Genomic DNA, 13540 nt, shown 5'->3' with positions numbered 1-13540 from the left:
GAACGAGGGGGAAGGCGTGTTCGAGCGCCAGCGATGGACGATGGGAGCCGTGGGGGCCCTGGCAGTTAAGGCTGCCGGGATGCTGCTGGCGGGCGTTGCACTGTGCTTGCCAGGCGAGAACCGCGACATTGCATGGGTCGGACTCGGGCTCATGCTGCTCGCGCTGCCGGCCGTCATCATCACTCAGCAGAAGCGCGCAACCGAACTGCGCGAGGACGAGCGGGCCGAGATCCACAACGACGGGTACCGCTTGGCGCTCGAACACATTGCCCAAGGGCTACTGACCCCACCTCAGCCATCCGATCCCCGGCCGGGCACGCATGAGCCGGCCGACAACGTCGTGTACCTGCCGCGGGTCACAGACGCACCACCGACCCGCGGCGCAAACCAGGGAGGGAGGGCGGCACGTTGACGCCGCTCGTCGCCGCAGAGACGTTCATCGAGAACGATCTCGAACCATTCATCGGGTACATCCGCGTATCGACGTGGAAAGAGGAGAAGATCTCCCCCGAGATCCAGCAGGCCGCAATCCTTGATTGGGCCCGCCGGCACCGGAAGCGCATCGTTCGGTGGATCACCGATCTCGACGCAACCGGCCGCAACTTCAAGCGCAAGATCATGCAGGGCATCGAGGCCGTTGAACGCAAAGAGGCCGTAGGCATTGCGGTCTGGAAGTTCTCACGTTTCGGCCGGACCCGCGACGGCGTGGCCGTCAACCTGAAGCGAGTTGAGAACACCGGCGGAGAACTGGTCTCCGCCACGGAGCCCATCGATGCCCGAACCGCAATCGGGCGGCTCTACCGCGGCATCATCTTCGAGTTCTCCGCCTACGAGAGCGACCGGGCGGGCGAGCAGTGGAGCGAAACACACGCACTGCGTCGGGCGGCCGGCCTGCCTGCAACCGGCCGTCCGCGCTTCGGGTACATCTGGCACCGCCGGTACAACCCCAAGACTGAGCAGCTCCAACAGGAACGCTACGAGCCAGACGTCGACGTGGGCCCCGACGTCGTCGAGCTGTACCTGCGGTACGTGGCCGGCAAGGGGTTCACCAAGCTCGCCGGTTGGCTCAACTCCCTTGGGTACCGCAGCACTCGGGGGGCACTGTGGTCGGCGGAGACGGTCAAGCGGTACATGGACTCAGGCTTCGCGGCCGGCCTGCTCCGCGTGCATGACCCGAAGTGCCAGTGCAACGGGCGCAAGACGAACGGGAGTTGCCCGAATTACCAGTTCATCGAGGGTGCACACGAGGAGCTCATCGGCCCGGAAATCTGGCAGCAGTACGTCGAGCGACGGAAGCTCGTCAAGGAGACGACGCCGCGTTCGCGAGACGGCATCTACATGCTGACCGGCACCATGGCGTGTGGTGGATGCCGCCTCGGCTGCACGCTCAACTCTGCTACGCGCAAGAAGATATCCATTCCGGGATGGGCCTACCGGTGCGGACGTCGGGCGAAGTCTGCGGGGCATGCCTGCAAGGGCGTTTACCTGATGCGGCCGATAGTTGAGGGAGAGGTGATGGAGTTCCTTGGTAAGCACGCCAAGGGAATTGACGAATCGCCAGAGTCGCAGGTTCGCCGCGCGAGGGAATCGGAAGTCGCGCGCAAGCGCGCAAGCGATCGGCGTGCGGAACTCGAAAGGGAAGGCAAGCGGCTGACAGCGGCACTCACCCGCATTGCGGTCGACAAGAACATGAACCCTGAGAACTACCCGGACGACGTTTACGATCTAGCAGTCGCGGACCTCAAGAAGGCTCGGGAGAAGAACACGCGCGAGCTGGAACGGACTGCCGTGGTCGTGGAACAGCCGACGTTCAGCGACTTCCGCCCCATGGTCGTTGGTCTGATGGCCGAGTGGGACACGCTGCTCGTCGCCGAGCGCAACGCGATCATCCGAAAGCTTGTACGGCGAGTTGCGCTCGTCCGAAAGTCTGCGGATGAGGTCGTTGTCGAGGTGCATCCGATCTGGCTTCCGGACCCGTGGGCCGCGGCCCCGGACGGCACGGTTACGCACGATCTCGCCGCGTAGCGGGCGAAACAGAGAAACGGGTCTCATTCGGGCCCGGCCTGCTGACAGTGCCGCCACGGCGCGCCAGAATCAGGCCATGGGATCGAGCTACTAGCTAGTAGTGATCTCGGCGCCTGCCGGCCGGTCAAGGAGGACCCGTGTACAGCACGATGCAAGACGTTCCGCTCACCGTCGCTCGAATCCTTGAGCACGGGTCCACGATCCACGGCCGGTCGACCGTGACCACGTGGGACGGCACCGGCCCGGTAGTCCGGACCTACGCAGAGGTGGGCGCTCGCGCCGCACAGCTTGCGCACGCGCTGCGCGACGAGCTCGGGTGCACCGATGCGAGTGTTATAGGAACGTTGATGTGGAACAACACCGAGCACCTGGAGGCGTACCTCGCCGTCCCCTCGATGGGGTCCGTGCTGCACACGCTGAACCTGCGACTGCCCTCCCAGCAGCTGTCGTTCATCATCAACCACGCCGCCGACCGCGTGATCGTCGTCAACGGCTCCGTCCTGCCGCTGCTCGCCGCCGTGCTCCCGGACCTCGCGCCGACCCTCAAGCACATCGTGGTGAGCGGCCCCGGCGACCGCTCGGTGCTGGCCGGCTTCGCGGGCGGCGTGCACGACTACGAGGAGCTGATCGCCGGGCGGCCCACCGAGTACCCGTGGCAGCGCGACATCGACGAGCGCCGGGCCGCCGTGCTCTGCTACACCTCCGGCACCACCGGGGACCCGAAGGGCGTGCTCTACAGCCACCGCTCGGTCTACCTGCACTGCCTCCAGGTCAACACCGGCGACAACTTCGCCTTCACCCCGCGCGACACCGCGCTGCCGGTGGTGCCGATGTTCCACGTCCAGGCGTGGGGCATCCCGCACGCGGCCTTCATGTCCGGCGCCAACCTGCTCATGCCGGACCGTTTCCTCCAGCCCAAGCCGATGGCCGAGATGATCGCCGCCGTCCGCCCGACCGTCAGCGCCGCCGTCCCCACCATCTGGGCCGGTCTGCTGGACGAACTCGACGCGGGTGACTACGACACCTCCAGCCTGCGCATGGTGGTCATCGGCGGGAGCGCCTGCCCGCCGTCGCTGATGGAGGCCTACCAGGAGCGCCACGGCATCCGGGTGCTGCACGCCTGGGGCATGACCGAGACCTCCCCGCTCGGCTCCTTCGCCCAGCCGCCGGGCGGCCTCACCCCCGAGCAGGAGTGGCCGTACCGGATCACCCAGGGCGTCTTCCCGGCCTCCGTCGAGGCCCGGCTGATCGGCCCGGGCGGCGAGCGGATGCCGCACGACGGCGTCTCGGCGGGCGAGTTGGAGGTGCGCGGCCCGTGGATCGCCGGCGCGTACTACGGCGGGGCGGACCAGGACCCGGTCCGCCCGGACGACAAGTTCTCCGAGGACGGCTGGCTGCGCACCGGCGACGTCGGCACGATCACCGCCGACGGCTACCTGACCCTCACCGACCGGGCCAAGGACGTCATCAAGTCCGGCGGCGAGTGGATCTCCTCGGTCGAGCTGGAGAACGCGCTGATGGCCCACCCCGACGTGGCCGAGGCCGCCGTGGTCGCCGTCCCGGACGAGAAGTGGGGCGAGCGCCCGCTGGCCACCGTGGTGCTGCGCCCGGGCGCGACCGTCGGCCTGAAGGAGCTGCGGGCCTTCCTGGGCGAGCGGATCGCCTCCTGGCAGCTGCCGGAGCGCTGGTCGATCGTGGAGTCGGTGCCGAAGACCTCGGTCGGCAAGTTCGACAAGAAGGTGATCCGGGCCGGCTACGCGGCGCAGGAGCTGGACGTCACGGTGCTCGGCAAGGAGTGACCGCGTGAGAGGGCCGGCCGCCCCCGTACGGAACGGGGCCGGCCCTTGCGCGTGCGTACCGGAGAGCCGGTCCGCGACGGGGTCAGCCCGCGGCGGCGACGCCCGCCTCGCCCATCGTGCCGATCCGCCCGAGCAGGTCGACGATCCGCGACTGGACGTCCTCGCTGGTCGAGCGTTCGGCGAGGAACAGCACGGTCTCGCCGGTGCGCAGCCGGGGCAGTTCGCGCGGGTCGAGGTCCACGGAGGTGTAGACGACCAGCGGGGTGCGGTGCAGCCGGTCGTTGGCGCGCAGCCAGTCCAGCAGGCCGACCCGCCGGCGGCGGATCTGCAGCAGGTCCATCACCACCAGGTTGGGCTGGACGCTGCTGGCCCGGGCCACCGCGTCGTTCTCGTCCACCGCGTGTTCGACGTGCATGCCGCGCCGCTCCAGGCTGCTGATCATGGCGGCGGCGATGTCCGGGTCGCCCTCGACCAGCAGGACCCGCGGGGCGTGGTGCTCGCCGTCGCGCGGTGCGAGGGCGCGCAGCAGGACGGCCGGGTCGGCCCCGTACGCGGCGTCCCGGGTGGCCTGGCCGAGGCCGGCGGTGACCAGCACCGGGACCCGGCGGTTGAGCGCCGCGGTGCGCAGCGACTGGAGTGCGGTGCGGGTGATCGGGCCGGTCAGCGGGTCGACGAAGAGGGCGGCGGGGAAGCCGGGGACCTGGGCGTCCACCTCCTCGCGGGAGCGGACGATCACCGGCAGGTAGCCGCGCGCCTGGAGGGCCTGCTTGGTGGCCGGGTCGGGCTCGGGCCAGACCAGCAGCCGACGGGTGTTGGCCAGCTCGCCGGCGGTGGCGGGCGGCTGCTCGGCGGCGGGCCGCTCGTCGGCGGGCGGGAGTTCGGCCATCGGGCGCGGCGCGGTCCGGGCGGCCTCGGCCGGTACGGGCGGCTGCGGCGCGGCGGCCGGCAGCGGTGCGGGGCCGAGCTGGCGAGGCGGGGCGAGTTCGCCCAGGCCGGTGCCGACCGGGCGCGGGCCGGCGGGCTCCTCGGCGGCGGGCAGTGCGGCGCGGGCGGGCGCCAGCGCGGTGCCGGGGGAGGGCTGCGCCTGGCCGACCTGGCCGACCTGGCCCGCCGGACCGGAGGCGTTCACCAGGGCGTCCGGGCCGGGGCCGGGAGGGACGGCCAGTCGGCGGCGGCGTCCGGTCGGCGCGGCGGCGGCCGGTTCGGGCAGCGCGGGCGCGGGGCCGGCCGGCAGGGCGTGCTCCAGGCCGGGGTAGACCGGGGTGTCGGCCGTTCCGGGAAGGGCGAAGCCGCCGGAGGACTCCTCGGTGGAGGGCAGCGCGCGGCGGCGCCGGTGCTTGGTCTCGCCCGGGGCCTGCTCCTGGGCGGCCTCGGCCGCCGGGGCGTCGGCGGGCGGGGTGCCATCCGGGGTGGCGGGCGTGGGGGCCGGACCGAGGGCGAGCGGTTCGCGCCCGGCGGGGCGGTTCGACGCCGCGCGGTGGCCCTCGACGGGCACGGCGTAGGCGGGGCCGGAACGGCCGTCGTCCTTGCCCCACGGGTCGCTCTGGGCGCCGTCCGGCCCGGGCAGGCCCTGGCGGCCGTACACCGGGTCGTTGCCGGTGCCGTTCCACTGCTCGGGGACGGCCCGCTCGACCCGGGCAGGGGCGTTCGGCCACTGGTCGGCCGGAACATCCGGGGTGCCGGGGGTGCCAGGAGTGCCGGGGATGCCGGGGGCGCCGGGGGTGCCGGACTCCGGGGTCTCGGCGGCCGGGCGGCCACGGCGGCCGCGCCGCTCGGCGGGCGGCTCCTCGGCCGGGGTCCGCTCCGCGGCGGGCGCTTCGGGGGCCTCGGCGCCGGGCTGGTCGCCGGCCGCAGCGGGCTCGGCGGTCTCGCCGCTGCTGGGCAGCTGCGGGATGCCCGGAAGTTCGGGCAGGACGGCGCTGTCGGTCTCCTTGGGCCGGTCGGAGCGGCCCTCTGCGGCGGCGCGTTCAGCGGCCGCCTTCGCGGCGGCCGGGTCCAGCGGCAGCTCGACGACGTACGTGGTGCCGGCCTTGCCGGGCAGCTCGTGCGGCTGGAGCACGCCGCCGTGGCGCTCGACCACCGCGCGGGCTATCGGCAGGTGGACGGGGCTGCCGCCGACGCCGGGGCCGCGGATCTCGACCCGGGCGACCTCGCCGCGCTGGGCGGCGGCCAGCACGACGGTCGGCGGCTCGGGCGCGGGCGGCTGCGCGGGTGCGGCGGTGCCGTTCAGCCCGGGCACGGCCAGTCCGGGGGAGGGGGCGTCAGGGGTTTCCAGGGCCAGCCCGATGCCGCTGACGTCGGCGACCAGGTGGGCCAGCGCCTGGGCCAGCCGCCGCTCGTCGGCGATCACCTCGACCGCGGCGGTGTGCACCGAGAACCGCACCCGGCCGGGTCCGACCAGTTCGCCGGCCTCCTCGACGGCCCGGCGGACTACCTTGTCCAGGCCGACCGGCACCCGGGGCGCGGCCTTCCGCCCGTCCTTGCCGTCCTTGCCGGCCTTGGGCTCCTTGCCGTCCTTGGCGTCCCTGCCGTCCTTGGCCTCGCCGTCGGCGCCCTCGCCGGCCTCGCAGCGTTGGTGGTCGAGCACCCCGTCGATCAGCTTCCCGAACCGGCGGCACTCGGCGGCCAGCCGGCGCAGCGTCCAGTTGGCCTCCGGCCAGAGCTGGCCGGCCGGGTCGGCGGCGAGCGCGTCGAGCCGCTGGTTCAGCGCGTTCAGCGCGCCGCCCAGCTCGCTCTCCAGGACGGCGGTGAGGTGCTCGTTGCGGGCGACCAGGGCGAGTTCGCGGCTGCGGTCGGTGAAGGTCATCACCGCGCCGACCAGCTGGTCGCCGTCCCGGACCGGAGCGGTGGTGAGGTCGACGGTGACCGGGCGGCCGTCCTTGCGCCACAGCACGGTGCCGCGCACCCGGTGCTTGCGTCCGGAGGTCAGGGTGTCCAGCAGCGCCGACTCCTCCAGCGCCAGCGGGGTGCCGTCGGCCCGGGAGTGCTGGATCAGCGGGTGCAGTTCGCGCCCGCCCAGCTCGCTCGCCCGGTACTCCAGGATGTGCGCGGCGGCCGGGTTGACCAGCACGCAGCGGCCTTCGAGGTCCACGCCGAGCACGCCCTCGGCGGCGGCGCGCAGGATCATCTCGGTCTGCTTGTGCTGGCGGCGCAGCTCGGCCTCGACGCCGAGCCGGCCGGAGAGGTCCCGGACCAGCAGCAGGAGCAGGTCGGAGGAGGAGGGCGAGTTCTCGCGGTACGAGTCGTACGGGGAGCGCGCGTAGCCGCGGCCGTCGCCGTCGTCGGCGAAGTCGTTGCCGGAGACCTCGACCGGGAAGGTGGTGCCGTCGGTGCGGTGGGCGGTCATCCGGACCGGGCGGTCGAGGGCCTCGTCGTCGCGGGTGGCCGGGCGCATCGAGCCGGGGATGCGGCTGGGGTCGAACTCGGGCAGCAGACCCAGCACGCCCATGCCGACCAGTGAGGTGCCCGGCGCCTGCAACGCCTGGACCGCCGCGCTGTTGGCGTCCACGACGGTGCCGTTGCTGTTCACCAGCAGCAACGCGTCGGGCAGGGCGTCGAGTATGGCGGCGAGGCGAGCAGCGCCTCGGATCGGCCTGCTGCTCACGTCGACAGGTCTCCTCGGCTCGGGGCAGCTCCTTCGGAGACGGCAGTATCTCATTCTTCTTTGCGGCGGGGTCGACCCGCCTAGTAACGTTGGCGGTGGTTGGTGCCGAGCCCCACGGTTGTGGCATCATCACTGACACACGGAACGGCTCCGCTCGCGCGGGTACGCTCCATGTGGGGAGGCTTCGCCTAGTCCGGTCTATGGCGCCGCACTGCTAATGCGGTTTCGGGGTTATTCCTGATCGAGGGTTCAAATCCCTCAGCCTCCGCCAGTCGGGAGCCCCCGTCGACGATCTCGTCGACGGGGGCTCTTCGCGTTCCCGGGCACGGTTCGGGCCGGGCCGCCGGGCCGCCGGGCGGGAGCGGAAGGCGGGGCGGACGTCGCCGGAGGGGTCGGAGGGGGTCGGCAGCGGCCCGGAGGGGTCGGAGGGGGTCGGCAGCGGCCCGGCGGGGGCCCGGATCAACCGATTTCGTCCTACGCCGCAGGTCATGTAATGTTGTCCCCGCAACGCCCCGGAGACAACGTTCACCAGGGCGAGCGCTCATAGCTCAACGGATAGAGCACTTGACTACGGATCAAGAGGTTGCAGGTTCGAATCCTGCTGAGCGCACCAATCTCCGCAAGATCGGGTTCGCCCGTTCCTTGCGCTCATAGCTCAACGGATAGAGCACTTGACTACGGATCAAGAGGTTGCAGGTTCGAATCCTGCTGAGCGCACCATCGAGAAGCCCCCGGCCACCGGCCGGGGGCTTCTCGCATTTCCCGGGGTGCCCGGGACGTGATGCGAACAGGGCTCTCCGGTGGATGGTGCCGTCCCGGGGGCCGGAGTCTCCCGGATGGGTCCGGACGTCCCGATCCCGCGTCCGTTCGGGTGGTGTCGATTGCCGCCTAATGGATGAAATGCAGCTGTTTCGGGTACATCCCGTCCTGCCGCCCGGATGACCGCCGATCGGGTGGGACTCGGCCAAAAGCACAGGTGTCGCAGTATGCCCGGCTCAGGGCCGTGGTTCCTTTTTGTCGGATCTGTGCAGCCTGCCCACCACCCCGGCAGCCGACCGCGAAGGAGAGCCGGATGAGCCGACAGTTTTCCCGTACGGCCGGCGCCCTGGCCGTCCTCGCGACCGGGCTGCTGACCATGTGGAACGCCCCGCTCTCGATGGCCCGGCAGTCCCCCGACGCCTGGTCCGCCGAGCACCGGGCGGTGCTGCCCTCCGGACTCTCGGTCCGGTTCGATTTCGACGCCGCCCCCGGCACGGGCGTCACCGCCGAGCCGGGCGAACTCGCGGACCGCTCCGATGCGGGGCGCCCCGCCGTCCGCTATACCGACGGCATGCGGGCGGGAGATCCCGCGCAGACCTTCGGCATCACCCCCGACCGTCCGCAGGCGGACGGCTCCTGGCGCACCGTGGGAACGCTCCGGCTGGACTTCTCCCGGCCGGTCCGCAATCCCCGGCTGCACCTCAGCGGTCTGGCCGCGCTCGCCACCGGGGACTCCGGCACCACCAGCACGGCGACCCGACTGACCCTCACCGGCGGCTCGCCGGCCGCCCCCGTCCTGGTCGACCGCACCGACTGGCCCGGCTGGACGCTCGACGGCAACGCCCTCGCCCCCGCGAGCCCGGACGGAGCCACCGACGGCGATCCCGGCTCCGCGGCGGAGGGCTCGCTGGAGCTGGCCGGGACGGTCCGCACCGCGGTGTTCCGGGTCGAGCAGCGCTCCGTCGCCCGGGCCGGCAGCACCACCGCCCCGCCCGTCCTGCACCAGGCCTACACCGTCACCGTCGACGAGGGCCTCGGCACCGCCCCGCAGGACTACGGCAACGCCTCGCACGTGGTCTCCGACCTCTTCCTGGGCTCCGGCGCGGCCCAGGGCGCCGACAGGTTCCAGGGCTCCGGCGCGGCCCAGGGCTCCGACGCGGCCGGCGGGGCGCGCGGCGCCGACCGCGGCCGTGCCGTCGAGGCCCCGGGCAGCGGGCCGCTGGTCCGGCTCGACCACGGGGCGGGCCGGCGCAGCCCGTTCGCCGACCCGCAGTCCATGCCCCGGCCCGGCCGCGCCGAGTACCAGGGCGCCGACCCGTCGATCGCCTTCCCCGCCGAGGCCGCGATCGGCCGCTACTACCGGCTCACCGTCCCGGTCGCGGTCGGCGACCAGCCCGCGACCCTGGCCGGCTGGATCGACTTCGGCCACACCGGCAGGTTCGACCCCGCCGAGCGGGTGCAGACCGAGGTCCCGCCCGGCGCCGCCACCGCCACCCTGGAGTGGACCGTCCCGTCCGGTGCGGCCTCGGGCGAGACCTGGGCCCGGCTGCGGATCGGCCGCGACGCCGGGCAGCTCGTCTCCTCCGGCGGGTTCGCCGACTCCGGACAGGTCTCCGACCAGCGGATCGCGCTGACCGTCGGCGCCGCCCGGCCCGAGATCGCCGAGCCGGTCGAGGGCGCCGTCCTCGCCGACGCCCGCCCGCGGATCAGCGGCGGGGGTGCGGTGTCCGGTGCCACGGTGGAGGTCCGGGAGGGCGACACCCCGCTCTGCGAGGCCGTGGTCCGGCAGGGCGGCGACTGGTCCTGCCGCCCCGGCAGCGCGCTGGCCGCCGGTCCGCACGCCCTCACCCCGGTGGAGACCACCAGCGGCGGCGTGGTGCTGCGCGGCGAGCCGGTCAGGGTCAGCGTGAAGACCGTGCCGCCGGGCACCCCCGCGCTCACCGTCCCCGCGTACACCAACGACCCGGGGCTCCGGCTCACCGGCACCGGCGAGGCGGGCAGCACCGTCTGGGTGGTCGACCAGGCCTCGGGCGACGACCTGTGCATCATCGGGGTGCCGGCGGACGGCCGGTGGTCCTGCCTGCCGGTCGAGAACCTGACGGAGGGGAAGCACCTGCTCAGCCCGGTCGCGGTCGACGTGACGGGGAACCGGACGCCCGGGCCGGCGGTGGAGCTGGTCGTCGACACCGGCCTGCCGGAGCGGCCGGTGCTGGTCTCGCCGGCCCCGGGGGAGACGGTGCGGGGCAGCCGGCCGAAGCTGGCCGGCCGGGCGGGCCCGGGCTCGAACGTGCTGGTCACGGTGCAGGGCGGGGCGGACTCGGAGGCGGAACGGCGGACGGTGCTGTGCGGTGCCACGGCGGCGTTCGACGGGAGCTGGAGCTGCACGGCCAACCGGGACCTGGCGGACGGGGACCAGTGGCTGCTCGTCACGGCGACGGACCCGGCGGGGAACGTGGTCTCGGCGGAACCGGTGCCGGTGCGGGTCGCCACCGCGGGGGCGGTGCCTGATCCGACGGTGCCGAGCCCGGTGCCGCCAGGCGCGGTGCCGCCGAGCTCGGTGCCGCAGAGTCCGGCGGTGGCGCAGAGTCCGGCGGTGCCCGGCCCTGTGCCGCAGGGGCCGGCGGTGCCGGGCCCGGTGGTGCAGAGCCCGCCGGCCGTCGGTTCGACCGCCTCGGCTGCGGCCTCGGGGCTGTCGAGCCCGGTGGCCGGGAGCCCGACACGGCCGGCCACGGCCCAGTCCAGTCCGACGGCGTCGACGCCGTCGACGGCGTCCGGTCCGGCGGCGAGCCCCGCGGCGAGCCACGCGGCCCCCAGTCCGGCGCCGCCGAGCCCGGTGGCGCCCAGTTCGCTGGCGGAGCCGTCGAAGCCCGCCGAACCGCGCCCGAGCGCTCTCCGTTCGGCGGTGGCCTCGGCGAGTCGGTCCGTCGCGGCGGACCCGATCGCGGGTCCGCCCGCCGGAGCCCGGACGATGACGGTGGATCCGGTGACGACGGCCTCGGCGGCGGCCGGTCCGTCGGCGGCGGCGTCGGGGGCTCCGAAGGCGCGTCCGATCGCTTCGACCCTGGCGACGGCCCAGGTGACCAGCGGGTCCGTCGCTTCCACCAGGTCCGCTCCCCCGATCCCTTCGACCACCGCGACCGTCACCTCCTCCCCGGCCCCGGCCACCGGTGTCGGCACCTCGCCGGCCGCCGTCCCCGCGGGGAAGTCCCCGTCCTCGCCGGCCGGATCCGCCGGGCCCGCCGACGCGGCCCAGGCCGCCGCGCCCGCCGCGCCCGCCGCGCCCGCCGAGTCCGCCGAGTCCGCCGAGTCCGTCCAGGGTGCGGCCCGGCCGTTGGCGGCTCCGCCGGCGGAGGCGGTGCGGAACGCGTCCGGGCGGCCCGGGGAGGCCGGCTGGCGCGGCGGACTCGCCGGAGTCCTGCTGGTGCTCACCGGTCTCGGACTGATCACCCGTCGGGTGGTCGCCCGCAGGGCCGGTGCTTCTCGGCGCTGACCAGCGCCGAACTGTCCTGACCGTCCGCTCATGTGCCTGCGCGTCAGGTCGGCTTTGGATGATTCGTCAGTAAATGTCGACACACCTCGGTCAAATGTCGCATTTGATGACGTATGAACTTAGCCTGACCCTGGCACTGCCCGTCAGATCCGGGCCGCCCGTTGCGCGACACACCGACCCAGAGGATCCGTGCATGGACGTCACCCGCGATTCTTCGCAGCGACCCGACAACCTGCCCAAGGCGCTTCCGCCGGCACTGCCGGAACGTTCCGCCTTCGGTTCCAGTCCGCTGGCCAGGGCCACCACCGTCCGGACCGTCAAGCCGGGCGGCCCCGCCGACAGCGGGCCGGCGACCACCCCGCTGGCCGTCGTCCCGAGCCCGGCACACGTCGACCCGGCGGACCTGCGCGACCCGGTGGAGACCGCCGCCCCGGAGACCGTCGAACTGCCGGACCCCACGGCGGCCGACGCCCCGACCGCCACCACCTCCCGGCGCCCGCCGCGCGCCGACCAGGCGCTGCGCGAGCAGCGCGCCGCCGCGCTGCCCGGCTGGATCGCCCTGCTGGCCGTGCTGACCGGCGTGGCCGGCGTGCTGTTCGTGCTGCTGCGCACCGGCGTCATCCCGTACTGGGACGCGCTGCCCGACCTGCGCGGCACCGCCGCCCGGGAGAGCGGCCAGGTGGAGGTGGACGCCCGGTGGATCGGCGCGGCGGCCGCGGCCGGCCTGCTGGTGGTGGTCGCGCTCGCCGGGCTGCTGGCCAACGCGGGCGGCGAGACCCGGGTGCTGACCCGCTGGGGCCGCTACCGGGGCACCGTCCGCCGGACCGGCCTGGTCTGGGTCAACCCGCTGCTGCGCCGCCGGCGGGTGGACGTGCGGCTGCGGCACTGGCGCAGCGAGCCGGTCAAGGTGGTGGACCGCACCGGCACGCCGATCGTGGTCCGGCTGCTGATCGTCTGGCGGGTCAAGGACACCGCGCGGGCGCTGCTGGCGATCGAGGACCACGAGGGCTACCTGCGCGAGCAGGTCCAGGCGGTGCTCACCCGCACCGCGTCCACCCTCCCCTGCGACAGCAACGCGGCCCCCGGTCCCGCGCTGCGCGACGGGCAGTGGTTCGCCGACGAGATGACCAGGGCGCTGGCCGCCGAGGTCGTCCCGGCCGGCCTGGAGGTCTACTCGGTGCAGCCGCTGGCCCTGGACTACGCGCCCGAGGTGGCCGAGTCGATGCGCCGGCGCCGGCTGGCCGACCTGGACGCGGGCCTGCGCACGGTGCTGGTGGACGACGCGGTGGAGGCGGCGGCGCTCGCCGTCCGCCGGCTGGAGCGGGCGACCGCGCACGAACTGGACGAGTCCGCCCGCAGCGCGCTGATGGAGCAGCTGCTGGTCGCGTTCGTCGCCCCGGCCGGAGTGGCCGCCTCGGTACCGTCCCCGGCCGCCCGTGCCGGGCGGAAGGAAGGACGACCCGCATGAGGATAGCCACCGGCGCGTACGCCGAACCCGCCGTCACCACCGGCTCAGGCGGCCCCGACGGCGATCCCGGTCTGATCGGTTTCGAGGAGCGCCTGGGCAGCATCCCCGCGATCGCGGGCTGCGGCTGCCCGAACTGCGCCGTCCGGCCGCGCCCCGCCGGCTCCGCGGCGGCGGCCGGCGGCGGCCGAATACACCGGGCCGTGCGGAGCACCTGTCTGGCCACCACCGTGCTGGCGGGCGCCGGCGTCGTCGGCCTGACGGCCGGCGCCGGATCCGCGCACGCCGCGGCGGGGAAGCAGGGCTGGGACGGGTCGAAGTACTGGTTCAAGAACGGCAGCGGCGAGTGGCGCTGGACCAGCCACCACGACGTCTACGCGAGCCGCACCGGGACGTCC

The 13540-nt window shown here is 73.8% G+C and carries 6 protein-coding genes, 3 tRNA genes and 1 pseudogene; 9 read left to right on the top strand and 1 reads right to left on the bottom strand.

Annotation, left to right across the window (positions count from 1 at the left end; translation table 11 throughout):
* Positions 1-16: 16 nt before the first annotated feature.
* The 3 genes from ACFWP2_RS27210 (at position 17) to ACFWP2_RS27200 (ending at position 3824) form a co-directional block, all read left to right on the top strand.
* Positions 17-412, top strand: coding sequence for a hypothetical protein (locus tag ACFWP2_RS27210; RefSeq protein ID WP_380456076.1), 396 nt, complete (start codon positions 17-19; stop codon positions 410-412).
* Positions 409-2025, top strand: a complete 1617-nt coding sequence (locus ACFWP2_RS27205) for a recombinase family protein (RefSeq protein ID WP_380456073.1) — start codon at positions 409-411, stop codon at positions 2023-2025. The genes ACFWP2_RS27210 and ACFWP2_RS27205 overlap by 4 nt, the downstream gene beginning before the upstream one ends.
* Positions 2026-2162: 137 nt before the next feature.
* On the top strand, positions 2163-3824 hold the full coding sequence (locus ACFWP2_RS27200; RefSeq protein WP_380456070.1) for a long-chain fatty acid--CoA ligase: 1662 nt from the start codon (positions 2163-2165) through the stop codon (positions 3822-3824).
* Positions 3825-3906: 82 nt separating this feature from the next.
* Here the strand turns inward: ACFWP2_RS27200 and ACFWP2_RS27195 are convergent, their stop codons facing one another.
* Complete coding sequence (locus ACFWP2_RS27195; RefSeq protein ID WP_380456067.1) at positions 3907-7428, bottom strand: PAS domain-containing protein; 3522 nt, start codon at positions 7426-7428, stop codon at positions 3907-3909.
* A gap of 177 nt (positions 7429-7605) precedes the next feature.
* Here ACFWP2_RS27195 and ACFWP2_RS27190 point away from each other — a divergent pair.
* From ACFWP2_RS27190 to ACFWP2_RS27165, 6 genes and pseudogenes are all read left to right on the top strand, one after another.
* Positions 7606-7699, top strand: a tRNA-Ser gene (locus ACFWP2_RS27190).
* A gap of 266 nt (positions 7700-7965) precedes the next feature.
* Positions 7966-8041 (top strand) — tRNA-Arg (locus ACFWP2_RS27185).
* A gap of 31 nt (positions 8042-8072) precedes the next feature.
* Positions 8073-8148, top strand: a tRNA-Arg gene (locus tag ACFWP2_RS27180).
* A gap of 352 nt (positions 8149-8500) precedes the next feature.
* Positions 8501-11677, top strand: a complete 3177-nt coding sequence (locus ACFWP2_RS27175; protein ID WP_380456063.1) for an Ig-like domain-containing protein — start codon at positions 8501-8503, stop codon at positions 11675-11677.
* A gap of 193 nt (positions 11678-11870) precedes the next feature.
* A complete protein-coding gene (locus tag ACFWP2_RS27170) occupies positions 11871-13145 on the top strand; it encodes an SPFH domain-containing protein (RefSeq protein WP_380456059.1) in 1275 nt (424 codons plus the stop codon).
* A pseudogene (locus tag ACFWP2_RS27165) lies at positions 13142-13540 on the top strand (hypothetical protein); the annotation flags it as partial. The gene ACFWP2_RS27170 and the pseudogene ACFWP2_RS27165, both read left to right, overlap by 4 nt.

Origin of the sequence: Kitasatospora sp. NPDC058444 (genome assembly GCF_042721415.1) — a bacterium.
GTDB lineage: Bacteria > Actinomycetota > Actinomycetes > Streptomycetales > Streptomycetaceae > Kitasatospora.
The sequence above is the reverse complement of the archived record's forward strand: the minus strand, read 5'-3'. Positions and strand labels throughout refer to the sequence as shown.

Bases quoted from the DNA above. Each gene is read 5' to 3' on its own strand.
- ACFWP2_RS27170 (WP_380456059.1), top strand. From the start codon at position 11,871: ATGGACGTCACCCGCGATTCTTCGCAGCGACCCGACAACCTGCCCAAG.
- ACFWP2_RS27175 (WP_380456063.1), top strand. From the start codon at position 8,501: ATGAGCCGACAGTTTTCCCGTACGGCCGGCGCCCTGGCCGTCCTCGCG.